Source organism: Streptomyces sp. NPDC101165 (assembly GCF_044768135.1).
Classification (GTDB): domain Bacteria; phylum Actinomycetota; class Actinomycetes; order Streptomycetales; family Streptomycetaceae; genus Streptomyces.
On sequence record NZ_JBIWPG010000014.1, the window covers coordinates 69,595 to 91,850 of the forward strand.

Consider the following 22,256-nt stretch of genomic DNA (forward strand, 5'->3'; position numbering starts at 1 on the left):
ATCCCGAGCCGGAGGCCCCGTCCCCTCGGGCGCGTCAGAGCACCGCCGCCGACCGGTTGATGGAAAATCCCGAGGACGGTTCCAACGGCGTGAGCAACGAGAGGTCGCGGGCTGATGGGGCGGGAGCCAATCGGTGTGTGGTCGTGGCGTATGCCGGACAGCCGGGAGAACTTCGGCGACGCCCTCGGTCCGCTGATCCTGGAGCGCCTCGGTCTTCGCGTGCGGAGAGTCTCCGTCCAGGACGCGGAACTCGTGGCGTGCGGGTCGATCCTGCACAAGCTGACGAATCCGGCCACGGTGGTCTGGGGTTCCGGTCTGATGCATCCGCTGCCCCTGTGGGCTCCGCCGCGGACGGTACTGGCGGCTCGTGGCGCCCACACCGCCGCGTACCTGGGCGTCGATGTGCCGCTCGGTGACCCGGGGCTGCTGGTCGGCGCACTGTGGGAACGGTCTCCGGTGGTGAAGCACAGGCTCGGCGTGGTGCCGCACTGGCTGGACCGTCGGCCGTATCCGGACGCGGACACGGTGATCGACGTGACGCAGCCGGTGGACGAGGTCATCACGCAGATCACTTCCTGCGCGGTCATCGCCTCGTCGTCGCTGCACGGCATCGCGGTCGCGGAGTCGTTCGGGATTCCCTCGATGCGCCTTCCGTATGCACGGACCGGGGGTGAGGACATCACCTACGTGGACTACAAGTTCACGGACTATCTGACCGCCCTCGATCGCCCGCTCCCCGAGATTCAGAAGGCGCTGGTCGACGCGTTGAGTTCGGTCTACTGAGCGGGGCGCGGACCCGGATTCTCCGCAGTGGTTCGAGGGCCGGCACCATCACTCTCCCGGTGAGGCTCCCCGGAGCGCGAGTGGGAGATCGAGGCGACGTCAGGGCGTCAGGTCGCGGGCGAGGGCGGTCAGCACGAGCCGGGTCTTCATCTCGCCGGTTCGTGGCAGGTCGACGTCACGGTTGCGCAGGGCCTGCGCGAGCAGCTTCTCGGTCCCGGCCGCGTCGGCGATGTCCGCACGCACCGCGACCTCGAGAAAGTGCAGGTCCTTGACGGTCCACTCCTCGATGGCCACGGAGTGGGGCAGCGTGTCCCAGTCCTGCTTCCACCTGACGGCGCGGACAGGGCCGAGCGCCCTCAGACCCTTGAGGGCCCCCTTCTCCAATTCGACGGCATCCCGCAACAGGTGGCGGTGCGGCTTGGTGAGGAGCTCCTCCAGCGCCCCGCGCTCAGGCCTGAGCGCGGACTCGACAAGCTCCTCATCGACCGTCCGGTCGGCCTGCAGCGACGCGGACAGCATGGGCCTGAAGGCGGGACCTGTCCGGTCCTCCTCGATCTTGAACTCCCAGTCCTCGTCCTCGTCCTTGAGGTTCTTCTGCCACTCGGGCGGCAGCGGCGGGCACGGCCGCAGCTTGACGGTCATGTCCATCTCACGCTCGGCCCCGTGATCCTCGTCGTCCGTGCGCAGGCGGAAGATGACCCCGAGCTCGAGAAAGGGCAGCGAGATGCCGTCGCCGCCCTTCCTCGGACTGTCCCAGAAGTGAATGGTGCGACGGCGGCCCTCGCCGCCCCGGAGCCCGAGCGCGGCGATCGCCCCTCGGGCTTCGTCTCCGGAAAAGCTGATCTTGATTTCGGCGGCCTTGGCCGTCAGGGTCTCTGCCATGGTGCCGTTATCGCATAATGTCACTGTATGTGCACTCTGAGTATTCGATCTGGATGTCATGGTCACGCTCCGAACCGTGGCCGTGCCTTCCCCACCGATTCGGAGGATGAGTCATGCCCTTGAAGAAATACGGTGTGCTGGCCGCCCGCGCCGTCGACCGGCGCCGGGAGGGATCCAGTGACACCCCGCACTACCAGATCCACCTCACCGACGACGCCGGCACCCACTACCGGGCCGCGGTCAACGTCGAGTCCCAGCAGGCCCCCTCGGAGCTGCTCTACCTGGCCGACGACAACTTCCGCCACCCCGTGACGGAAATGCTTCCCCCGGCCGGCAGCGGATGGACCGCGCTGGCGTCGCAGCCGGGCACCGCCGCCCTGGACTTCATCCGGGGCAACCTCTTCGACCCCGCCTCGATGCGGACCCTCCCGCCCGACCTCGTGGGCGCCGACAACGACCTGGCCGATCTGCTCGACCACTACGTGCAGCGGGCCATCGCCGATCCCACCGCCGCCCTCTACGCCTTCGGACAGCGATGGGGGCCCGAGACGGGCGCCGCCGACAAGGTGTTCGGGTTCCAGCCCGGCGACGGCATCCACGACATCCACATGAACCAGGGCAACAGCGGGCGCTTCCGCTCCGACAACGGAGTGCGGCAGGACGGAGCCCTGCTCCTGCACCTGCCCGCCGAAGACCGCTGGGTCGCCGTCTTCCTGGCCTTCCAGTCCCAGGCCTGGCACACCGACAACACCACCGGACACCCCATCGGCACCGCACCGCCCCGCCCCGGCGACCACGAGGAACCGGTACGGATCATGGCCGCGCTGGTCAATCCCGTCGGCCCCGCACCCGAGGCCGAGACCATCACCGTGCTCAACGCCTCCCCCGCCCCGGTCGACCTCCAGGGATGGCACCTCGCCGACCAGAACCGGCAGACCCTCCCCCTCCCCACCGGCCCGCTCCCGCCCGGCACCACCCTCACGGTCCCGGCCGGCAACGGATTCCACCTCGGCAACCAAGGCGGCACCATCACCCTCCTCGACCCCGATGGCCTCAAGGTCCACGGCGTCTCCTACACCGCGCGACAAGCACAGCGCGAGGGCCAGACCATCACCTTCTGACACGATCGTCTCGGCCTGGGCCGGACACAACCCGAGGGGATCGTCAGGCGTCCGTGCGTCCGGAAACGAAAGAGCCCTGTCTCACCATGGTGAAACAGGGCTCTGACATGCGACTGCGGAGAAGACTCCCAGTCGGGACGACAGGATTTGAACCTGCGACCCCTTGACCCCCAGTCAAGTGCGCTACCAAGCTGCGCCACGTCCCGGTGCGCTCACTCGCGGTGACCCACGTGATCGCGCGAACAGAACTTTACCCCACCGGCGGGGGTGCACCGAAGAGGGACCGGGGCGGGGCGGCGACAATCGGTCGTATGGGAAACACGGGCGCAGCGGCGGGGAGGCCGGCGGGCAGCCGGGACCGGGACGGGGCAGGGCGGGCGCGGAGTGCCCGGCCGCGGGACGGGCTGGGGCGGCCGCTGCCGTACGGGGCGGAGGGGGTGGCCCGCCAGCCGGAGGGGGTCGTCAGGACCCCGCGGGAGACGGTCGCCGAGGCGCAGGCGCTGCTGGACGCGGGAAAGCCGTTCCACGCCCATGAAGTGTTCGAGGACGCCTGGAAGTCGGGGCCCGAGTCCGAGCGGACGCTGTGGCGGGGACTGGCACAGCTGGCGGTGGGGCTCACCCATGCGGCCCGCGGCAACAGCGTCGGTGGGGCGCGGCTGCTGCGGCGTGGCGCGGGGGCGATCGAGGGGTGGGCGGCCGAGCGGGGCGACGCGCGACCGCACGGGATGGATCTGGCCCGGCTGGCCGGGTGGGCCCGGGAGCTGGCCGGGCGGGTGGAGCACGGAGCGGGGCCCGTGGACGCGGGGGTCGAGGCGCCGCGGCTCGGTTCCTGAGCGAGGCCGTCGGGGCCCTGTGGAGGCGGTGGGTTCACTGTCGGTGGCATGCGGCAGACTCGGGGTGTGCGAAAGATTCATGTCATCGGTATCGGTGCGGGCGATCCCGACCAGCTGACCCTGCAGGCGGTCAAGGCACTGCGGAGCACGGACGTGTTCTTCCTGCTCGACAAGGGCGAGGTGAAGAGCGATCTGACCCAGCTGCGCCGGGACATGGTGGACGCACACCGGCCCGAGGGCGGGTACCGGGTGGTGGAGGCCCGTGACCCGGAGCGGGACCGCGGGGCGGGCGGGGCCGCGTACTCGCCGGCCGTGGAGGACTGGCGCAGTGCCCGCGCCGGCATCTACGAGCGGCTGATCGCCGACGAGTTGGGCGAGGACGGCACCGGGGCGTTCCTGGTGTGGGGGGATCCGTCGCTGTACGACAGCACGCTGGGGATCCTGGAAGCGGTGCTGGCCCGGGGCGCGGTGGAGTTCGAGTACGACGTGGTGCCCGGCATCAGCAGCGTCTCCTCGCTGGTGGCCCGGCATCGTACGGGGCTGAACCGGGTGGCGCGGCCGGTGCAGATCACCACCGGGCGGCGGCTGGCGGAGGGCTTCCCGGAGGGGGTGGACGACGTCGTCGTGATGCTGGACGCGCACCAGACCTTCCGGAAGTACGCCGAGCAGGACATCGACATCTACTGGGGCGCGTACCTGGGCACCCCGGACGAGATCCTGGTCTCCGGTCCCCTCGCCGAGACGGCCCCGCGCATCGAGCGGCTGCGCGCCGAGGCCCGGGAGCGCAAGGGGTGGATCATGGACACGTATCTGCTGCGCAGGCACCCCGATCCCGGCGAGGCCTGACCGGCGGGACGAGACGGCGGGACCGACGGGTTCGGCGATCAGGGGCCGTCGAACCCCAGTCGGTCGAGTACGGCCGCCACGTCCGGCACCGCCGTCACGCCGGCCGGGAGCGGGGGGCGTCGTACGACGACCACGGGCAGCCCGAGTTCCCGTGCGGCCGTCAGCTTGGCGGCCGTGGCGTCGCCGCCGCTGTCCTTCGTCACCAGCACGTCGACGGTGTGGGCGCGCAGCAGCTCGGTCTCCTCGGCGAGGGTGAACGGGCCACGGGCCAGGATCACTTCGGTGTGCGGCGGCAGGGGCGCTTCGGGCGGGTCGACCGACCGTACGACGAAGTGCAGGTCCGTCAGATGGGCGAAGGTCGCGAGGCCCAGCCGGCCGGTGGTGAGGAACACCCGGCGGCCCAGGGCGGGCAGGGCCTCGGCAGCAGCGGCCAGGGACGCGACGTCGTACCAGCGGTCGCCCGGGCCCGGGTGCCAGCCGGGGCGGCGCAGGACGACCGCGGGAACCCCGGTGGCCGTGGCCGCGCGGGCCGCGTTCGCCGTGATCGACTCGGCGAAGGGGTGCGTGGCGTCGACGACGGCGTCCACGTCGTGCGTGCGCAGCCAGTCGGCCAGGCCCTCCGCACCGCCGAACCCGCCGATCCGTACCTCGCCGGCCTGCATGCCCGGGCGGGCGACCCGGCCCGCCAGCGACGTGGTGACCCTGACTCCGGGGCGGCCGGCGAGGTCGGCGGCGAGGCGCCGGGCCTCGGCGGTGCCGCCGAGGATCAGGATGTGCGGGGACATGAGGGTGAGCGTACGAGGTCGTCCGCGCCGATTGGCCGCCCGGGTCGCTAGGGTCCGGCCATGGAATCCGTGCGTGCCGTCCTGATCGACATCGACGGTGTCCTCACCGTCTCCTGGCAGCCGCTGCCGGGTGCGGTGGACGCGTTGCGGAGGATCCGCGCGGCCGGTCTCGCCGTGGCCCTGGTCACCAACACGACGTCCCGGACGCGGGCGTCGATCGCCGAAACCCTGGCCGGGGCCGGTTTCGAGGTGGACGCCGAGGACGTCCTCACCGCGCCCGCGCTCACCGCCGCCCACCTCGCCGAGCACTTTCCGGGTGCCCGATGTGCCCTCCTCAACAGCGGGGACATCGAGGAGGATCTCGGCGGCATCACCCTGGTCGACGAACGTCCCGACGTGGTCGTCCTGGGCGGTGCCGGGCCCGAGTTCGACTACGCCGCGCTCAACCGGGCCTTCGGGTACCTGCAGCAGGGTGCGCGACTGCTCGCCGTGCACCGCAACCTGTACTGGCGGACCGAGGCCGGGCTGCAGCTGGACTCGGGCGCGTTCCTGCTCGGGCTGGAGAAGGCCGCGCGGGTCGAGGCGGAGGTCATGGGCAAGCCGTCCCCGGCGTTCTTCGAGGCAGCACTGGCCCGGCTGGGTGTGACTGCGGACCGGGCACTGATGGTCGGCGACGACGTCGAGTCGGACGTTCTCGCGGCACAGCACGTCGGCATCACGGGGGTGCTGGTCCGTACGGGGAAGTACCAGCCGGAGACGCTCGCGAGCGCGAGCGGCACCCCGGACCACGTCGTGGACTCCTTCGCGGACCTCCCGGCACTGCTCGGGCTAGCGCAGTAGCAGCTGCAGGCCGCCCACGATCGTCGCGGCGATCACCAACTGCTCGAACAACCGCTGGTTGATCCGGTTCACAGCCCATTTGCCGAACAACGCGCCGGGCACCACGAACACCACGAGCGCCGCGTCAAGGAGCAGCGAGCGGCCGTCGATCAGGCCGAGTCCGGCGCTGAAGGGCACCTTGGACACGTTGACGATGAGGAAGAAGAAGGCCGACGTGCCGAGGAAGCCGAGCTTCCGGAAACCCGCCGAGAGGAGATACATCGACATCACCGGCCCGCCCGCGTTGGCGACCATCGTCGTGAACCCGCCGAGGACGCCGTACGAGCGGGCCTTCATCCGGCCCGCCCGGGTCGTCACCGCGTCCGGCTCGTCCCCCGCCTCGGCCCGGCGCCGCCGCCACAGCGTGACCCCGGCCATCAGCAGCAGGATCGCGCCGATCGAGGTCCGTACGACCTCGTCGTCGGCCCACACCAGGAACAGCGTGCCGACCACCACGCCGGCCGCCACCGCCGGGAACAGCCGCCACAGCGTGGGCCAGTGGGCGTGCCGCCGGTAGGTGAGGACGGCCAGCACGTCGCCCGCGATGAGGACCGGCAGCAGCACGCCGGTGGAGGCGCGGGCGGGCAGGACCGCCGCGAAGACGGCGAGGCTGACCGTGTTGGCCCCGCTGACGGCGGTCTTGGAGAAGCCCACGAGCAGGGCCGCGAAGGCGAGGGCGGCGAACTCCCAGCCGGATATGTGCCAGAGCGTCATCGTGTTCATGCGGGACCCGATGCTATGCGCACGCATCCGGCGGCGTAAGGACCGTCTCGCAGGGCGGTCCTCACGCCGGGGGTGCCGGGCCCGGCTCAGCGGCTGCCCTAGCGGGCCCGCCGGACGTGCTCGACCTCCCGGAGCCCCCGTTGTTCGCCAGCCGGCAGACCCCCGTTGTTCCCCGTCCGGGAAGCCCCCGTCGGCGCATCGCTAGTGCCTCTCGACCAGCACCGCGCTCCCCTGCCCCACTCCCACGCACATGGTCGCCAGACCCCGCTCCCCACCGGTGCGGCGCATGCGGTGCAGCAGGGTCGTCAGGATACGGGCGCCGGAGCAGCCGAGCGGGTGGCCGAGGGCGATCGCGCCGCCGGTGGGGTTCACCAGGTCGGGGTCGATGCCCAGCTGGTCGACGCACGCGAGTGCCTGCGCGGCGAACGCCTCGTTGAACTCGGCCTCCTGAAGGTCGCCGATCTCCCAGCCGGCCCGGGCGAGCACCTTGCGGGTGGCGGGGACCGGGCCGATGCCCATCACGTCGGGGTGGACGCCCGCCGAGGCACCGGCGACGTATCGGCCGAGGGACTCCAGGCCCAGCTCGTTCAGGGCCTCCTCGCTGACCAGCAGGAGCCCGGCCGCACCGTCGTTCATCGGCGAGGCGTTGCCCGCCGTGACCGTGCCGCCCGCGCGGAAGACCGGCTTGAGACGGGACAGCTTCTCCAGTGAGGTGTCCTCGCGGACGCACTCGTCCTGCTCCACCATGACGCCGTCCGGACGCTCCACGGGCAGGAGTTCGTCGTCGAAGTGGCCGTTCTTGCGTGCGGCGGCGGCCAGTTGATGGCTGCGCAGTGCGAACTCGTCCTGCCGGGCGCGGGAGACGCCGTACCGTTCGGCGACCTCCTCGGCGGTCTCGCCCATGGCCAGCAGGCCGTGCAGGTCCTTCATGGCCGGGTTGACCAGGCGCCAGCCGAGCCGGGTGTCGAAGGTCTCGATGCGGTGCGGCAGGGCCTCGTCGGGGCGGGGCAGGACGAAGGGGGCGCGGCTCATCGACTCCGAGCCGCCCGCGATCACGATGTCGGCCTCGCCCGCGGCGATGGTGCGGGCCGCGGTGGTGACCGCTTCGAGGCCTGAGGCGCACAGCCGGTTGACGGTGGCGCCGGGCACGGACTCGGGCAGGCCGGCCAGCAGCGCGGCCATGCGGGCGACGTTGCGGTTGTCCTCGCCGGCCTGGTTGGCGGCGCCCCAGTAGACGTCGTCGATGCGGGCGGGGTCGAGCGCCGGCACATCGGCGACCAGGTGGCGGATCACGGTCGCCGCGAGGTCGTCGGGCCGTACGGCGGACAGGGCTCCGCGGAGCTTGCCGATGGGGGTGCGGCGGGCGGCCGCGAAGTGGACGGGACGCACGGCTGGGACTCCTGACCTACGACGCTGTGGATCAGCACGGATCTACGGGTGTGCGCCAGGCGCACTTAATTAGCACTGCTAGTTTTGCACTATAGACCTCCGGGTGGCTCCCTGGGAAGATCCCCCCGAACCTGCACCCAGGCAGCCGGAGGAGACATGGCCGACGTCCGCGAGCACATCCTCGACGGCATCGTCGTACGCGAGTGGCCGCACCCGGAGCCGCGCTATCTGGCCCTCGTGGTGCACGGGTACGGGGAACACGCCGGTCGCTACGACGAACTGGCGGGCGTTCTCCACGCGCACGGGGCGGCGGTGTACGGGCCCGATCACGTCGGGCACGGAAAATCGGCGGGTGAGCGGGTGGTGATCGAGGACTTCGAGGACGTCGTCACCGACGTGCACGCGGCGGCGGACCTCGCCCGCGCCGCGCATCCGGGTCTTCCGCTCGTCGTGGTCGGCCATTCCATGGGCGGCCTGATCGCGGCCCGGCACGCCCAGCGGTACGGCGCGGAGCTGAGCGCGCTGATCCTGTCCGGGCCGGTGATCGGCGTCTGGGAGCTGCCTGGGCGGCTGCTGGCCCTGCCCGAGATCCCCGACATCCCGATCAGCCCGGGCGCACTCTCCCGTGACCCGGCGGTGGGCGCCGCGTACGCCGCCGACCCGCTGGTCTGGCACGGCCCGATGAAGCGGCCGACGCTGCAGGCGTTCGTCCGCACCCTGGAGACCGTGGCCGAGGGCGGGGACATCGGCCCGCTGCCGCTGCTGTGGCTGCACGGGGACGACGACCGGCTGGTTCCGCTGCCGGGGAGCCGGGTCGGGGTGGAGCGCCTCAGCGGCGGCCGGCTGACGGAGCGGATCTTCGCCGGGGCGCGGCACGAGGTGTTCAACGAGACGGACCGCGCGGACGTCTTCGCGCAGGTGCTCGGCTTCCTCGACGCGGAGCTGCCTCCCGGCGGGCCGCACACGGCGGATCCGGCGCATCGAACCGGCCCGGCGCGCCCGGTCGATCCCGCGCTCCCCCACTGATCGGAACCCAACCGGCCGCGCCGACAGGCACGTTGACGGAAGGCCCGGACGGACAAGCGACCGAAGACCACGTCCGCCCCAGCCCAAGATCGTGTCAGACTGCTCGCACGCCCCCGGACGGCGAGGGGGCCTCTCGAACGGAGGAACAGGACGTGACGGGGACCGAGCCGGCCGCCCAGGAGATCGACACCACCCGGCCGCATCCGGCACGGGTGTACGACTGGTTCCTCGGCGGCAAGGACAACTACCCCGTCGACGAGCAACTCGGCCGCCAGATCACGGCGATCGACGGGGGCGGCGCCCCGCGGGCCGCCCTCGCCAACCGGGGGTTCATGCGCCGGACCACGCGCACGCTGGCCCGGGAGGCCGGCATCCGCCAGTTCCTGGACATCGGCACCGGCATACCGACCGAGCCCAACCTGCACCAGATCGCCCAGTCCGTCGCCCCGGACGCCCGCGTCGTCTACGTCGACAACGACCCGATCGTGCTGGCCCACGCGAACGCGCTGCTGCGCGGCACCCCCGAGGGCGTCACCGAGTACGTCCAGGCCGACGCCCGGGATCCGCGCGCCATCCTCGAACAGGCGGCCCGCGTCCTGGACTTCGACCGTCCCGTCGCCCTGTCCCTGATCGCCCTGCTGCACTTCGTGGCCGACGACGACGGAGCCCACGAACTGGTCGCCACGCTGGTCGACGCGCTGGCTCCGGGCAGCTGCCTGGTGCTGTCCACGATGACGGCCGACTTCGAACCGGAGAACGTCCACAAGGGCATCGCCGCGTACGCCGCCGGCGGGGTGACCCTGGTGGCCCGCTCACAGGCCGAAGTGGGCACGTTCTTCAAGGGACTCGAGCTGCTGGATCCCGGCATCGTCTCCGTGGCGGACTGGCGCCCCGAGAGCGCCCCGGACGAACCGGTCTCGCTGTACGGCGCGGTCGGCCTGAAGCACTGAGCCGCGCGCGGCCGTCACGGTCCACCGCTGCCCCCGATCGCCCGGTACAGGGCAGCGAGCGCGGCGGACATCACCACGAGGGCGATCGCCGGAAGCCGGGCGGCCCTTGCGTTGTCCATGCGTCAGCACTCCTGCCGGTCGATCGGCACGGATGATCGTGCCGAGCTCCTCGGTCCCGCCCTCCCCCCGAGCGGCCGAACCAAGGCCCCGACGACGACGGAGCGCTTCGCGTATGCGGTTGTGGTGCTGTGGCGGCAGCAAGCGGCATCCCTGCGTTGCCGTCGTCCACCGGCGGGAAGAGATGTCGCGTCGGGTGAGCCTTACGGTGCAGCTAGAGACCGAGAACGTGTGCGATGGTCCGCAGCACCCCGTTCTCGTTGTTGGGCGGGGCGAGGTGGCGGGCCCGGCGGACGACCTCCGGGTGGGCGTTGGACATGGCGAAGGACCAGTCGGCGGCGTCCAGCATCTCCAGGTCGTTGAGGTAGTCGCCGAAGACCATGGTCTGCGCGGGCGTGATGCCCAGCTCGCGCTGCAGGCCGCGCAGGGCGGCCCCCTTGTTGGCGGTGCGGTTCATGACGTCGACCCAGTGCTCGCCGGAGACGACGACCTGGTGGGTGGCGGTGAACGCGTCGAGGGCCGGGGCCGTTGTGTGCTCGGCGGAACCGAAATCGAACAGGGCCACCTTGATCACGTCGTCCTCGACGGCGGTGACGTCCTCGACGATCCGGTGCTCGACGTAGTACTTGCGCACCTCCGCCAGGAACGCATCGTCGCTCCGCTCGACGTACGCCGACCGCTTGCCGCAGACCACCGCGCCGACGTCGACACCGTCCGCGACCAGGCGCCGTACCGTCCGTGCGAGGTCCGCGGCGACGGACCGGTCGAGCACGTCGGAACTCAGCTCCACACCGTCGCGGACCACATAGGTGCCGTTCTCCGCGATGAACGCCATACCCTCGGCGACCTCGGTGAACTGCCGGGCCAGCGTGGCGTACTGACGCCCGCTCGCCGGGCTGAACAGCACGCCGCGGCGGCGTAGTTCGGCGAGCATCGGCCACAGGCCGTCGGGTATCCGCTTGGCGTCGTCCAGCAGGGTGCCGTCCATGTCGGCGACGACGAGCCGGATGTCGGCGGAGCCGGCGGGCAGGCCGGGGGTTTCGAGCAGGGACGCGGGCGTGGCGGGCATGTCCTTCTTCCGGTCGGGAGCGGGATACGCGGTGGGCGAGCGGGTAGGAACCGAGGGTTCCAGTGTTCCTCATCCGACCGGGTGCCTCGGAGGGTGGCCAAGCCCTCACGCTGCGCGTTTCCCGGGACAGCGCGATCAGCGGGCGGCACAATGACCACGACAACCGCACAGGAGAAGGGCGGCGACGTGAGCGCGGGCGACTCCCCGACGGCCGGACCGGCGAGGCTGAACACCTCCGTGGCGCACAACGCACGGGTCTGGAACTACTGGATCGGCGGCAAGGACAACTACGAGGTCGACCAGCAGGTCGGCGACCACGTCGCCGGGATGTTCCCGGTGATCCGGTCGGTGGCCCGTGCGGACCGGGACTTCCTGGGCCGGGCGGTGCGCTTCCTGGCCGAGGAGCGCGGCCTGCGCCAGTTCCTCGACGTCGGCACCGGGCTCCCGACGGTCGACAACACCCACGAGATAGCCCAGCGGATCGCGCCCGAGTCGCGGATCGTGTACGTCGACAACGACCCGATCGTGCTCGTGCACGCCCGTTCCCTGCTCACCAGTTCCCCCGAGGGCGTCACCGACTACATCGACGCCGACGTGCACGACCCGGACACCATCGTGCACCGGGCCGGCGACACGCTCGACCTGGACCGACCGGTCGCGGTGATGATGCTGGGCATCCTCAACTTCGTCCTGGACACCGAGGCGGCCCGGGACATCGTGCGGCGGATCATGGCGGCGGTCCCCTCCGGAAGTCACCTGGTGCTCACCCACCCGACCTTCGACACCGAGGTGGGCGGCGAGGGCAACATCGCCGCGATGGAGTTCTGGAACGCCAACGCCACCCCGCCGATCACCGCCCGCAGCGGCGCCGAGATCGCCTCGTTCCTCGACGGTCTGGAGCCGGTCGAACCGGGCCTGGTGCCGTGCTCGCGATGGCGCGCCGAGCCCGATGCCGCGGTGGTACCGCAGTACGGCGCGGTGGCCGTGAAACCCTGAGCCCGACGACACCGGGGCTTAGGCCCTGTCGTCAAGCTCCCGTCTGCCCCGCGACGCCATGCGCGCTCCCCCCCAAACTCTTCGAGCAGGGGGACCCCCACTCGACGCACCTGACGCCGCGGGGCCGCCCTCCGGGCTACGACGGGAGCTTGACGACAGGACCTGGCCCGCCGAGGAGGACGTATGACCACCCTTGCCGACCCGGTGCCCGGCGGGCGCCCCGGCGACCTGCGGCGGGTGGCCGCGCTCACCGCCGAGCTGGCCGCCCGGGGCGTGCACGGGATCGTCCTGGCCTATGTGGACACGGCGGGCATCGGCCGGGTCAAGACGATCCCGACGGCGCGTCTGGAGGCCGCCGTGTCCTGGGGTGTCGGCATGTCGCCGGTGTTCGACACGTTCCTGGCAGACGACTCGATCGTCACCACCGACGTCCTCGGCTCCCCCGACGGCGACCTCAGGCTCTACCCCGACCTCGACCAGCTGGTGGTCCTCGCCGGGCAGCCCGGCTGGGCGTGGGCGCCCGTGGACCGGATCACGCAGGAGGGTGAGCGGCACCCCGGCTGTGCCCGGACGTTTCTGCGCCGGATCGTCGCCGACGCCGCCGACCGGCACGGCCTCGCCTTCAAGGCGGCCGTCGAGGTCGAGTGGGCGGTCGGCCTCGACGCGGCGCCCGCCGCGGAGTTCGTCCCGGCGGTCTCGGGACCGGCGTACGGCGCGGCCCGGCAGATCGAGCTGAGCGACTACACCGCCGACCTGCTGGCGGCACTCGCGGCACAGGGTGTGGACGTCGACCAGATCCATCCCGAGTACGCGGCCGGGCAGTTCGAGGTCTCGGTGGGCGCGCTGGACCCGGTGGCGGCGGCCGACCGCAGCGTGCTGGTGCGGCAGACGGTCCGGGCGGTGGCGCAGCGGCACCGGCTGCGGGTCTCCTTCGCGCCCGCGTTCCTCCCCGAGAGTGTCGGCAACGGCGGCCATCTGCACCTGTCCTGCTGGCGCGGCGGGGTGAACCTGCACTCCCGCGGCGAGGGCCGGTACGGCATGACGGCCGAGGCGGAGTCGTTCGTGGCCGGGGTGCTCGCCCACCTGCCGGCGCTGACGGCGGTCACCGCGCCGAGTCCCGCCAGCTATCTGCGGCTCAAACCCTCCCGGTGGGCGGGCGTGTTCACCGCCTGGGGCCGGGAGACCCGTGAGGCCGCGCTGCGGATCGTCACCGGCACGGCGGGCCGCCGGGACCGGGACGCCAACATGGAGATCAAGCCGGTCGACCTGGCCGCCAACCCCTATCTCGCGCTGGGCTGTGTCATCGCCGCCGGCCTCGACGGGATGACGGCGTCCCTGCCGCTGCCCGGGGAGATCACCGGGGACCCGGTACGGTACGGCCCGGACGAGGCGGCCGCCCTCGGGGTAGAACGCCTGCCGACCTCGCTGCCGCAGGCCGTCGAGGAGTTCCGTACCGACCAGGTCCTGCGGGCCGCGCTGGGCCCGGTCCTGGCGGACGCGGTGACCGCCGTACGGCTCGGGGAGGCGGCCACCGTGGACGGGCTGGACGACGCGCAGGTGGCGGCCGCCTACCGCTGGAAGTACTGACGATGCCCGCCCCCGGCCCCGTCCACGAGGCGCTCGCCACGCTGCCGCTGGTCGACCACCACTGCCACGGCGCCGTCACGGCCGATCTCGCGCCCGAGCAGTTCGAGTCGCTGATCACCGAGGGTGAGGCCTGGCCCGGCGGCTCGACCTTCGACAGCCCGGTCGGCGTGGCCGTACGCCGGCACTGCGCACCCCTGCTGGACCTGCCCCGGCACACGCCTCCCGCCGACTACCTGGCCCGGCGCGCCGAACTCGGCTGGCGTGAGGTCAACCGCCGGTTCCTGACCGCCGCGGGAGCCGAGGTCTTCTGCGTCGACACCGGCTACGCCCCGCATCCCGTCACCTCCCCCGCCGAACTGGCCGAGGCCGCGGGCGCCGCCGCCCACGAGGTCGTACGGCTCGAACAGGTCGCCGAGGCCGTGGCCGCGCGGGGCGTGGAGGCGGGCGAGTACGCGGCCGTGTTCCCGGCGGCGGCCGAGGAGGCGGTACGGCGGCCCGGAGTGGTCGCGGTGAAGTCGGTCGCCGCCTATCGCACCGGCTTCGCGCTCGCCCCCGAGCGCCCCACACAGGCGGAGGTGACGGAGGCCGCCCGGCGCTGGCTAGCGGACGGCGGACGCCTGACCGACCCGGTCCTCGTACGGCACCTGCTGTGGACGGCCGTCGACCTCGGCCTGCCCCTCCAGCTGCACACCGGCTTCGGCGACGCCGACCTACGGCTGCACCGCGCCGACCCCGCCCTGCTCACCGACTGGCTGCACCTGACGGCCTGCACGATCCCGGTCCTGCTGCTGCACTGCTGGCCGTATCACCGCCAGGCGGCCTACCTGGCCACGGTGTTCGAGCAGGTGCACCTGGACGTCGGCCTGGCCCTGCACTACACCGGCCCGGCCCGCTCCCGGGCAGTGCTGGAGGAAGCACTGGAGATCACCCCGTTCCGCAAACTGCTGTACAGCTCGGACGCCTACGGTGTGGCCGAGTTCCACCACCTGGGCGCACTGTCCTTCCGGCAGGGGCTGGCCGGAATGCTCCAATCCCGGGTGGACGCCGACGAGTTGAGCCTGCCCGACGCCCTGCGCATCGCAGCCTGGACGGGCCGTGACAACGCCCGCCGCCTGTACGGACTTCCCGCAAACGATCCGGCCCGCGACTGAGCGCGCGCCCCACCCGGAAAGTATGATCAAGCAATGTCTGACATGACCGAAACCACGCCCGGCTGGCTGACCACGGACGAGCTGGAAATGGCCAGGGCCCACATGCCGATCCTGTACGTCGAGGCCGTGCCCGTGCGCGTGGACGACAGCGGCGAAGTCACGAGCATCGGACTGCTGCTGCGCATCGGCCCGGACGGAACGGTCAGCCGGACCCTGGTCTCCGGCCGTGTCCTGCACCACGAGCGGGTCCGTGACGCCCTGCTGCGCCATCTGGAGAAGGACCTCGGCCCGGTCGCGCTGCCCCGGGTGCCGGCCTCCCTGCAGCCGTTCACGGTCGCCGAGTACTTCCCGACGGCCGGCATCACGCCGTACCACGACCCGCGCCAGCACGCCGTGTCCCTCGCCTACGTCGTCCCGGTGACCGGCGACTGCCGGCCCCGGCAGGACGCGCTGGACCTGGTGTGGTTCAGCCCGCAGGAGGCCGCCTCGCCGGCCGTGCAGAGCGAGATGCCGGGCGGGCACGGGGTGCTGCTGAAGCAGGCCATGGCCCACGTGGGTGTCGTGTCCTGACACAGGTCGCCCGGGTGACTGGCCTGCCTATCAGGCCAGTCAGGTCTCTGACCAGGGCGTTCCCGGACGCGTTCAGGTTGTGTTCAGCTCTGCGGCGGCACGTGGCAACACCTGCACCAGAAGCCCCAAAACTATGGCAAAGGCGTCTGGGGAAGAGGCAGTTGTCCGTGCGAGGGTGCGGCCATGAGCACAGAGCACGTCCTCGACCAGCGGTCCCACGACCATGCCCGCGCCCGCATCCGTGAGGGCGCGAACAAGGTGCCCGAGGTCACCGTCTACTTCTGGATCATCAAGGTCCTCACCACCGGCATGGGCGAGACCGCGTCCGACCTCCTGGCGCACCTGCTCGGCCCGGTCCCGGCGGTCGGCCTCGGCGGTCTGGCCCTGGTGGCGTCGCTCGCGGTGCAGTTCGCCGTCCGCCGGTACGTGGCCTGGGTCTACTGGACGGCGATCGTCATGGTCAGCGTGTTCGGCACGATGGCGGCCGACGTCCTGCACGTGGGCATCGGCGTGCCCTACACCCTCTCGACGCCCCTCTTCATGGTGGCCCTGGCCGCCGTCTTCGCCCTCTGGTACGCGAGCGAGCGGACCCTGTCGATCCACAGCATCCGCACCCGCCGCCGCGAGACGTTCTACTGGGCGGCCGTCCTCGCCACGTTCGCGCTCGGCACGGCCGCGGGCGACCTCACCGCGTCCATCGGCTTCGGCTACCTCGGCTCGGCGGTCCTGTTCGCCGTGGCGATCTGCGTCCCGGCTCTCGCCCACGGGGCGGGCACCCTCGGCGCGGTGCCCGCGTTCTGGACGGCGTACGTCATCACCCGCCCCCTCGGCGCCTCGATCGCCGACTGGATGGCACTGGAGCCGCACCGGGGCGGCCTCGGACTGGGCCTCGGCCCGGTGACGCTGTCCTGGACGGTGGCCATCCTCGCGCTGGTCGGCTACCTCGCACTGTCCCGGCGGGATGTCCAGAACGCCTGATTCCGCTCAACGATGCCACAATCAAAAGGCGACGCAGCCGCTTGATCGGATCGTGTCAGGAGGCCGGAACACCATGGCGAGGGAGAGGGAGGGGAGACCGCCCAGGCAGCCGCACCTGCCCGACCTGCATGTGCAGCTGCGCTCCGAGCTGGGCCGGATCGACGACCAGCTCCGCGACCTGCTCTCCGCCATGGACCGGCTGCAGGGCCTGCTGGACGCGGTCGTGGCCATCAGCCGTGAGGTGGAGCTGCCCGCGGTACTGCACCGTATCGTCACCACCGCCATGGACCTGGTCGGCGCCCGCTACGGGGCACTGGGGGTGCTCAACGAGTCCGGGGAGCGCCTGGAAAAGTTCATCACGGCCGGACTGTCCGAGCAGGAACGCAATGATCTGGCCAACGTCGGCCTCCCACGGGGGCGGGGTGTCCTCGGCCATCTGATCCGCCACCCCGAACCCCTGCGGGTCGAGGACATCCCGGCCCATCCCTCCTCCGCCGGCTTCCCGCCCGGCCATCCGCGCATGCGCACCCTGCTCGGCGTCGCCATCACCGTGCGCGGCGAGATCTACGGCGATCTCTACCTCTCCGAGCGGTACGACGGACATCCCTTCGACGTGCACGACGAGAACGTCGTCCTCGCCCTGGCCAGCGCCGCCGGCATCTCGATCGAGAACGTCCGTCTGTTCGAGCGGGTGCGCGTCGGAGCCGAGCAGTTCCAGCGGCTCCTGCTGCCCACCCTGCCCGACCTGCGGCCCTTCACCGCCGCCGCCATCTATCAGCCCGCTGCCCAGCCCAGTCAGCTCGGCGGGGACTGGTACGACGCCATCCTCCTGCCCGACAACGTCGTGGCGGTCGTCATCGGCGACGTCGTCGGGCACGACATGCATGCCGCGGCCGCCATGGCCTCCACCCGCAACATGCTGCGCGCTCTGCTGTTCGACCAGAGCAATCCGCCCGGCACGGTCCTCACCCATCTCGACCGGGCCCTGCAGGCCACGAACAACCCCGTCACGACCACCACCCTGGCCCGTATCGAACCCGAGGGATCGGGCTGGCGGCTGCGCTGGAGCACCGCGGGCCACGTCCCGCCCCTGCTGATCACCCCTGGGCATCAGATGGAGTTCCTGTTCGCCGAGCCAGGACTGCCGCTCGGGGTCGACACCGAGCAGACGCGCCCCGACCACTCCCGCTTCCTGCCCCCGGCCTCCACCGTGGTCTTCTTCACCGACGGACTGATCGAACATCCTGCCCATTCCATCGACGAGAGTCTGGCCGAGCTGGCCAAGCTCGCCGCAGAACATGCCGCCCTGCCCCTGACGGAGTTCGTCCGGGCACTGGCCGAGCACCACCCCAGCGACGGTCACGACGACATGGCCATCCTCGCCCTGCGCACTCCGGACGCCTGAGCGGTGGCGTGGAGGATCTGCGGGATCCGACGGATGATGGGCTTCGGGGCGATGGACACGGAGGTCGCCCGATGGCTGTCGCACCGCATGAACGGCTCGGGCGCGCCGGGCTGGCCGTCCTGGAGTTCTGTGTCATCGCCGGGCTGTATTTCGGCGCGGCCAAAGTGGGACTGCTCCAGCAGCTGGTGCGCGGCCAGGTCACGCCGCTGTGGCCGCCCAGCGGTATCGCGGTGGCGAGCCTTCTCCTGCGCGGCCCGCGGGTCTGGCCCGGGATCGCGCTCGGCGCGTTCCTGGTCAACTACCCGTTGGGGCCGTCACTCCCGGCCGTGCTGGCGATCGTGGCCGGAAACACCCTCGCGCCCCTGTGCTCCTACGGGCTGCTGCGCCGTTCCGGGTTCCACAACGAACTGGACAGCTTCCAGGACGCGCTCTCTCTGATCTTTCTCGGCGCGTTCACCGGGATGCTGGTCAGCGCGACGACGGGCACCGGGACCCTGGTCCTGTCCGGGGTGCTGACCTCCGGCGACTTCTGGCCCACGTGGTCGGTGTGGTGGACCGGCGACGCGATGGGTGTCCTGGTGGTGACGCCGGTCCTGCTCGTCCTGAGTTCGGCACGCTGGCCGAGGGAGGCGACGTCGGCCCGGTGGGTGGAGGGGCTCCTGCTCCTGGCTGCCGTCGCCACCATCGGTTACATCGAGACCAGCCGTACGCCGCTGCTGTTCCTCGGCTTCCCGCTGCTGGTCTGGGCGGCCTTCCGCTTCCAGCTGGCCGGGGCCGCGCCCTGCGCACTGGCCGTGTCGACCTTCGCGATCATCTCCGCCGGCCGGCACACCGGCCCGTTCTCCGGTCGCGACCTGCTCACCAACATGATCACCCTGCAGGCGTTCAACGGTTCCGCCGCGCTGACCGCGCTGCTGCTCGCGGCGGTCGTCAGCGAGCGGAACACGGACCAGCGGGAGATCACGCGAGCCTGCCGGCAGCTCGCCGAGATGGCGGCCAGGATCGCCACCGGCGACCACCGCCCGATGCTCCCCGACGGGGAGGCCGAGAGCCCCACGGAAACGGAAGCGGACACAGAGGCGGACACGGAAGCAGACACGGAAAAGGCCGCCTCCTCATCTCTGAGAAGACGGCCTCCGACCGGCAACAAAGCTGGTCGGGACGACAGGATTTGAACCTGCGACCCCTTGACCCCCAGTAGCTGACGCCAAGGTCAGGACGTCCACACAGTCCGGGGAGTCCGGCAAACGTCCAGGTCAGAGGCCTAAGGCACCTGGTGGTGTGGGCAGGTCTGTGAGAAATGTGTGAGACGCCGCTCTGTCTCACAGTGGTGTTGGCAAGTCACCTAAGCCTCGTAAACGAGGTCTGGGAGAGCTGACGACGAGTTGATCAGTGAGGCGCGAAGCCCTGCTTAGTGGATCTACGTGGCTCTCAAGACCCTTTTGGCCGTTGGCGCGCCGAGGTGTCTCCTGGCGCAGTGCGGATTTTGTCTGCCCGCCCGGCAGACCGCCTGGCCGAAACGATGCACCCGACTCAGCCTACCGCCGATTCTTTTCATTGCGCTTCTGTACAGCTTCCTGGTGCGATAGCCAAAACAGCCAGGCGATCGCAATGACAGCCACGACAATCGCGATGGAAACGCCCAGCGCTGTGCCAGCCTGTTCCGCGCTTTCAACGCGGCCGATGATAGGAAGTGTTAAGACGCGGCGACAATCACCTATGCCCGTTCCGGCGCATTCCAGTTTGGCATTGTATTCATAGAGGGCAACACCCACGAAGCCGAAGATGGTGCCGGCTGCTGCTCCGGGTACAAGCGCCTTCCCAGCTTCCACGAGACAACCACTCGCTGCTTCTTTTTCGTCACTCATTCGTGAAACCTCCCGTGCCTTCAGTGTGGCTGTTGTTGCTAATACTCTGTGGCCGTCTGTCACCACTATGCAGGCCACCAGCCAAACCCTCAGGACGATGGATTCGATCCAGGGTTTAGGAGCACTGTCGCGCAACCGAACCTTTCTGGAGCTTCATCAGCTCTACAGGTGGCTCCGCCTACAGTGTCATCTACGTGATCTGGACGTGCTTGGATCGTCAGACGACTGTATCCCTTCGAGTCAAAGGAAAATTCAACGGTTTGATCTACAAGTCCCTCATCGTTCGGGTGTAGCAGGGTTCGGTAGAGCACTGCATCTTCTGATTGCGAGATCTTGCCTTTGAATCCGTAAACCTCCGCAATGATCACGTCGTGGCGCTTAACTCCATCGGCGTGCACTGTGAATGACACCTTTGTGCCGGATCCCGGCCCTACTGAGACGTTAGCGACGTTCGGGTGGCCACTCGTTCCATCGAATACCACCCCCGAGATGAAGATGCCCAGAGCTACCACGAAGGCTACTACTTGTCCGCCTAGGAGTGCTGCTTGATGAATGTTACTTCTATTACTGTCGCCACTTTGAAAGAAAGAGAAGATTGCCAGAATGATGCCGACGATCACGAAGATGCCAATGACAAGGTAGCGCCAAGGCTGGTTATTAAGCGCCACCAGAGTCGAGGGTTGGGTAAACCAGATGACGGCACCGACGCTCGGGATGGCCAGCAGCCCGGCTGCCAGAATGTTTGCCGCTAGGAGCATCTCCCTCCTGGTTCTTTGGCTGGCAGTCTCTCCTGTGTCAGTATTGCCAGGAGCAGGATTCACATTGGTCATGATGCAAGAGTCCTAACTTCTAGATTTTCTGCTGACCTTGTTGAGCGCTCCGGCTTAGTTCCCCAATCCACCTTGTTCATGCCGAACATGAACAACGTGAAGAGCCACAGCAGCAGCAAGAAGATAGCCGCGGTTCGAGACCACTCTTTCGCAATTTGAGCACTGAGCGTCGATGATTCCCGAACCAAGAGCAGCGATGCTGCGATCGCAGTGGGTACAAGAATGACTACGACATCTCCTGCATTTACCGTCTTGTTGCCACCGGCACTCAGCCAGTGAAAGAGGAGGAAGATGAAGCCGATGAGTGCTGAGCTAGTCATCACTACGGTTGTCCATCGGCTTACTGCAGTCGTGCTCGCAGCTTTTAGGGGGATGTTCACCCATAAATGCTCCGGCCTGTCTTCTTTGGTCGACGAGAACATCAATAGTTCTGATGTGGACTGAAAGAAATCCGGTAGTTGTCGTACCTTGTGACCCCGATCATCGCTGAGGTTGAATGCGCTGCCTATCAATTCCACGTTGGTATCGGTAACTCGGACGTTGACGTGATTGGAGCCAGCATCCTTGAAGACGACGAGTTGGTTCGAACTCTTCGCGAGTTCCCATCCGGAAGAAGTTCCGTAGCTAGGAGTAGCCTCGCCAGGAGTTCCAAAGTGAAGGCCTCGTCTTTCACTGATGTTGATCACGAATGGTTCGTCTAGCGGAACGACGCATTCCACGAAGGCGTCCCAATAGTTTCCGTAAACTGCGTACCGATCCAGAAGGTGCTTTGCGGCCTCCTGCTCTTTTTTCTTGACGAGGGGGTAATTTTGCCTTTTATTGGTAAGATGAAGAAAGTCGTGAAGCTCCGTGAGGAGTTGGCTCACATCTGCCGGATCATCGAATGACACATTGTCTACGAACGGAAGAGCGAGAAGGGGATGCGCGCATGCACTGTCGATACTGGGGGAACTCCTTTGATACGCAACATCTTTGATCGGGCGAGCGAGTTCGATCCATTCCTTAACTACTCTCACGGGTAGGCTGTTAATCCAAGGCGCAGCCATCGTGATTTTAAGGTATGCATGGAAAAGATCTATCAATTCGCGATCGGTGGGGGGAACTTTTTCGAATTCCGGCAGTCTAATTTCATGCCAAGGTGCTGTGGTAAACCCGAAGGCGGCTTGCATAAACGCCCGAATTTTGTCCTCGATTTCTACTCCAGCTCTGCGAGCCAGTAGTTTCATATATTCGACGCGCAGCTCAACTTGCGCGAGGCGTGGCAGAAGGTAAGCCGGCCCTTCTGCCACACGGACGCTGAAATCGAGCAATAACCCATTGGGAAAACTCGTGATCGGAAGATAGATCTGCGCGTGACTGTAATTCTCGCTTTCTTCTACCCACTCACGAAGAGAGGTGGCTTGGATTGATCTTGCTCGGTCGGTCCAACTCGCACTGGTTAGGTCGATGCGCTCCACCGCGCGCAGTC

The 22,256-nt window shown here is 69.2% G+C and carries 22 protein-coding genes and 1 tRNA gene; 14 read left to right on the forward strand and 9 right to left on the reverse strand.

Features of this window, described 5'->3' with window-relative positions; all coding sequences use genetic code 11:
- The first annotated feature begins 150 nt into the window (after positions 1 to 150).
- Positions 151 to 783, forward strand: a complete 633-nt coding sequence (locus ACIRVH_RS28585) for a hypothetical protein (RefSeq protein WP_403958744.1) — start codon at positions 151 to 153, stop codon at positions 781 to 783.
- 99 nt (positions 784 to 882) lie between these two features.
- Here ACIRVH_RS28585 and ACIRVH_RS28590 read toward each other — a convergent pair whose 3' ends face one another.
- Positions 883 to 1,665 (reverse strand): hypothetical protein, encoded by a 783-nt coding sequence (locus ACIRVH_RS28590; RefSeq protein WP_403958746.1) that lies wholly within the window; start codon positions 1,663 to 1,665, stop codon positions 883 to 885.
- Positions 1,666 to 1,778: 113 nt separating this feature from the next.
- Here ACIRVH_RS28590 and ACIRVH_RS28595 point away from each other — a divergent pair, with 113 nt between their 5' ends.
- Positions 1,779 to 2,786, forward strand: a complete 1,008-nt coding sequence (locus tag ACIRVH_RS28595) for a DUF2278 family protein (protein ID WP_403958749.1) — start codon at positions 1,779 to 1,781, stop codon at positions 2,784 to 2,786.
- A gap of 132 nt (positions 2,787 to 2,918) precedes the next feature.
- Here the strand turns inward: ACIRVH_RS28595 and ACIRVH_RS28600 are convergent.
- Positions 2,919 to 2,992 (reverse strand) — tRNA-Pro (locus tag ACIRVH_RS28600).
- 105 nt (positions 2,993 to 3,097) lie between these two features.
- On the opposite strand from ACIRVH_RS28600, the gene ACIRVH_RS28605 reads away from it, so the two are divergent.
- Both ACIRVH_RS28605 and cobF read left to right on the forward strand, forming a co-directional pair.
- Positions 3,098 to 3,619, forward strand: coding sequence for a DUF309 domain-containing protein (locus ACIRVH_RS28605; RefSeq protein ID WP_403958753.1), 522 nt, complete (start codon positions 3,098 to 3,100; stop codon positions 3,617 to 3,619).
- A gap of 66 nt (positions 3,620 to 3,685) precedes the next feature.
- On the forward strand, positions 3,686 to 4,465 hold the full coding sequence (gene cobF, locus ACIRVH_RS28610) for a precorrin-6A synthase (deacetylating) (RefSeq protein WP_403958756.1): 780 nt from the start codon (positions 3,686 to 3,688) through the stop codon (positions 4,463 to 4,465).
- Positions 4,466 to 4,503: 38 nt separating this feature from the next.
- On the opposite strand, the gene ACIRVH_RS28615 is transcribed toward cobF, so the two are convergent.
- Positions 4,504 to 5,250, reverse strand: coding sequence for a cobalt-precorrin-6A reductase (locus tag ACIRVH_RS28615; RefSeq protein WP_403958758.1), 747 nt, complete (start codon positions 5,248 to 5,250; stop codon positions 4,504 to 4,506).
- A 60-nt stretch (positions 5,251 to 5,310) separates the two neighbouring features.
- Here ACIRVH_RS28615 and ACIRVH_RS28620 point away from each other — a divergent pair, with 60 nt between their 5' ends.
- The gene (locus tag ACIRVH_RS28620) at positions 5,311 to 6,090 is read left to right on the forward strand and encodes a TIGR01458 family HAD-type hydrolase (protein WP_403958759.1); all 780 of its coding nucleotides are present in this window, start codon (positions 5,311 to 5,313) and stop codon (positions 6,088 to 6,090) included.
- Here the strand turns inward: ACIRVH_RS28620 and ACIRVH_RS28625 are convergent.
- Positions 6,079 to 6,852: a sulfite exporter TauE/SafE family protein gene (locus tag ACIRVH_RS28625; protein WP_403958761.1), complete on the reverse strand. Its 774-nt coding sequence runs from the start codon at positions 6,850 to 6,852 to the stop codon at positions 6,079 to 6,081. The two genes, ACIRVH_RS28620 and ACIRVH_RS28625, sit on opposite strands and share 12 nt — an antisense overlap.
- A 201-nt stretch (positions 6,853 to 7,053) precedes the next feature.
- Positions 7,054 to 8,241, reverse strand: a complete 1,188-nt coding sequence (locus tag ACIRVH_RS28630) for a thiolase family protein (protein ID WP_403958764.1) — start codon at positions 8,239 to 8,241, stop codon at positions 7,054 to 7,056.
- A gap of 156 nt (positions 8,242 to 8,397) precedes the next feature.
- Between ACIRVH_RS28630 and ACIRVH_RS28635 the strand changes: the two genes are divergently transcribed.
- Positions 8,398 to 9,267 carry a lysophospholipase gene (locus ACIRVH_RS28635; RefSeq protein WP_403958767.1) on the forward strand — a complete coding sequence of 290 codons (870 nt, stop codon included), beginning with the start codon at positions 8,398 to 8,400 and terminating at the stop codon, positions 9,265 to 9,267.
- A gap of 152 nt (positions 9,268 to 9,419) precedes the next feature.
- The gene (locus ACIRVH_RS28640; RefSeq protein WP_403958770.1) at positions 9,420 to 10,217 is read left to right on the forward strand and encodes an SAM-dependent methyltransferase; all 798 of its coding nucleotides are present in this window, start codon (positions 9,420 to 9,422) and stop codon (positions 10,215 to 10,217) included.
- A 331-nt stretch (positions 10,218 to 10,548) separates the two neighbouring features.
- Here the strand turns inward: ACIRVH_RS28640 and ACIRVH_RS28645 are convergent, their stop codons facing one another.
- Complete coding sequence (locus tag ACIRVH_RS28645) at positions 10,549 to 11,403, reverse strand: Cof-type HAD-IIB family hydrolase (protein ID WP_403958773.1); 855 nt, start codon at positions 11,401 to 11,403, stop codon at positions 10,549 to 10,551.
- 150 nt (positions 11,404 to 11,553) lie between these two features.
- On the opposite strand from ACIRVH_RS28645, the gene ACIRVH_RS28650 reads away from it, so the two are divergent.
- The 7 genes from ACIRVH_RS28650 (at position 11,554) to ACIRVH_RS28680 (ending at position 19,265) form a co-directional block, all read left to right on the forward strand.
- Positions 11,554 to 12,399 carry an SAM-dependent methyltransferase gene (locus tag ACIRVH_RS28650; protein WP_403958776.1) on the forward strand — a complete coding sequence of 282 codons (846 nt, stop codon included), beginning with the start codon at positions 11,554 to 11,556 and terminating at the stop codon, positions 12,397 to 12,399.
- 183 nt (positions 12,400 to 12,582) lie between these two features.
- Positions 12,583 to 13,986, forward strand: a complete 1,404-nt coding sequence (locus tag ACIRVH_RS28655) for a glutamine synthetase (protein ID WP_403958779.1) — start codon at positions 12,583 to 12,585, stop codon at positions 13,984 to 13,986.
- 2 nt (positions 13,987 to 13,988) lie between these two features.
- On the forward strand, positions 13,989 to 15,137 hold the full coding sequence (locus ACIRVH_RS28660; protein WP_403958782.1) for an amidohydrolase family protein: 1,149 nt from the start codon (positions 13,989 to 13,991) through the stop codon (positions 15,135 to 15,137).
- Between the two features lie 42 nt (positions 15,138 to 15,179).
- Positions 15,180 to 15,707: an NUDIX hydrolase family protein gene (locus ACIRVH_RS28665; RefSeq protein ID WP_403959160.1), complete on the forward strand. Its 528-nt coding sequence runs from the start codon at positions 15,180 to 15,182 to the stop codon at positions 15,705 to 15,707.
- Positions 15,708 to 15,890: 183 nt separating this feature from the next.
- Complete coding sequence (locus tag ACIRVH_RS28670; RefSeq protein WP_403958785.1) at positions 15,891 to 16,685, forward strand: hypothetical protein; 795 nt, start codon at positions 15,891 to 15,893, stop codon at positions 16,683 to 16,685.
- A gap of 73 nt (positions 16,686 to 16,758) precedes the next feature.
- A complete protein-coding gene (locus ACIRVH_RS28675) occupies positions 16,759 to 18,090 on the forward strand; it encodes a PP2C family protein-serine/threonine phosphatase (protein WP_403958787.1) in 1,332 nt (443 codons plus the stop codon).
- Between the two features lie 71 nt (positions 18,091 to 18,161).
- Positions 18,162 to 19,265, forward strand: a complete 1,104-nt coding sequence (locus tag ACIRVH_RS28680) for an MASE1 domain-containing protein (protein ID WP_403958790.1) — start codon at positions 18,162 to 18,164, stop codon at positions 19,263 to 19,265.
- Between the two features lie 363 nt (positions 19,266 to 19,628).
- Here the strand turns inward: ACIRVH_RS28680 and ACIRVH_RS28685 are convergent, their stop codons facing one another.
- The 3 genes from ACIRVH_RS28685 to ACIRVH_RS28695 form a co-directional block, all read right to left on the reverse strand.
- On the reverse strand, positions 19,629 to 19,958 hold the full coding sequence (locus tag ACIRVH_RS28685; protein ID WP_403958793.1) for a hypothetical protein: 330 nt from the start codon (positions 19,956 to 19,958) through the stop codon (positions 19,629 to 19,631).
- An 89-nt stretch (positions 19,959 to 20,047) separates the two neighbouring features.
- Entirely contained in the window at positions 20,048 to 20,788 is a 741-nt protein-coding gene (locus ACIRVH_RS28690; protein WP_403958796.1) for a hypothetical protein, read from the reverse strand.
- Complete coding sequence (locus ACIRVH_RS28695) at positions 20,785 to 22,245, reverse strand: hypothetical protein (protein ID WP_403958798.1); 1,461 nt, start codon at positions 22,243 to 22,245, stop codon at positions 20,785 to 20,787. The genes ACIRVH_RS28690 and ACIRVH_RS28695 overlap by 4 nt, the downstream gene beginning before the upstream one ends.
- Between the last annotated feature and the right edge of the window lie 11 nt (positions 22,246 to 22,256).

What these genes read in the sequence shown, in the direction of transcription:
- ACIRVH_RS28595 (WP_403958749.1), top strand. Translation starts at nt 1,779, where the DNA reads ATGCCCTTGAAGAAATACGGTGTGCTGGCCGCCCGCGCCGTCGACCGG.
- ACIRVH_RS28655 (WP_403958779.1), top strand. Translation starts at nt 12,583, where the DNA reads ATGACCACCCTTGCCGACCCGGTGCCCGGCGGGCGCCCCGGCGACCTG.
- ACIRVH_RS28680 (WP_403958790.1), top strand. Translation starts at nt 18,162, where the DNA reads ATGGCTGTCGCACCGCATGAACGGCTCGGGCGCGCCGGGCTGGCCGTC.
- ACIRVH_RS28625 (WP_403958761.1), bottom strand. Translation starts at nt 6,852, where the DNA reads ATGAACACGATGACGCTCTGGCACATATCCGGCTGGGAGTTCGCCGCC.
- ACIRVH_RS28590 (WP_403958746.1), bottom strand. Translation starts at nt 1,665, where the DNA reads ATGGCAGAGACCCTGACGGCCAAGGCCGCCGAAATCAAGATCAGCTTT.
- ACIRVH_RS28645 (WP_403958773.1), bottom strand. Translation starts at nt 11,403, where the DNA reads ATGCCCGCCACGCCCGCGTCCCTGCTCGAAACCCCCGGCCTGCCCGCC.
- ACIRVH_RS28605 (WP_403958753.1), top strand. Translation starts at nt 3,098, where the DNA reads ATGGGAAACACGGGCGCAGCGGCGGGGAGGCCGGCGGGCAGCCGGGAC.
- ACIRVH_RS28685 (WP_403958793.1), bottom strand. Translation starts at nt 19,958, where the DNA reads ATGAGTGACGAAAAAGAAGCAGCGAGTGGTTGTCTCGTGGAAGCTGGG.
- ACIRVH_RS28585 (WP_403958744.1), top strand. Translation starts at nt 151, where the DNA reads ATGCCGGACAGCCGGGAGAACTTCGGCGACGCCCTCGGTCCGCTGATC.
- ACIRVH_RS28615 (WP_403958758.1), bottom strand. Translation starts at nt 5,250, where the DNA reads ATGTCCCCGCACATCCTGATCCTCGGCGGCACCGCCGAGGCCCGGCGC.
- ACIRVH_RS28675 (WP_403958787.1), top strand. Translation starts at nt 16,759, where the DNA reads ATGGCGAGGGAGAGGGAGGGGAGACCGCCCAGGCAGCCGCACCTGCCC.
- ACIRVH_RS28635 (WP_403958767.1), top strand. Translation starts at nt 8,398, where the DNA reads ATGGCCGACGTCCGCGAGCACATCCTCGACGGCATCGTCGTACGCGAG.
- ACIRVH_RS28660 (WP_403958782.1), top strand. Translation starts at nt 13,989, where the DNA reads ATGCCCGCCCCCGGCCCCGTCCACGAGGCGCTCGCCACGCTGCCGCTG.
- ACIRVH_RS28690 (WP_403958796.1), bottom strand. Translation starts at nt 20,788, where the DNA reads ATGACCAATGTGAATCCTGCTCCTGGCAATACTGACACAGGAGAGACT.
- ACIRVH_RS28620 (WP_403958759.1), top strand. Translation starts at nt 5,311, where the DNA reads ATGGAATCCGTGCGTGCCGTCCTGATCGACATCGACGGTGTCCTCACC.
- ACIRVH_RS28665 (WP_403959160.1), top strand. Translation starts at nt 15,180, where the DNA reads ATGACCGAAACCACGCCCGGCTGGCTGACCACGGACGAGCTGGAAATG.
- ACIRVH_RS28670 (WP_403958785.1), top strand. Translation starts at nt 15,891, where the DNA reads ATGAGCACAGAGCACGTCCTCGACCAGCGGTCCCACGACCATGCCCGC.
- ACIRVH_RS28650 (WP_403958776.1), top strand. Translation starts at nt 11,554, where the DNA reads ATGACCACGACAACCGCACAGGAGAAGGGCGGCGACGTGAGCGCGGGC.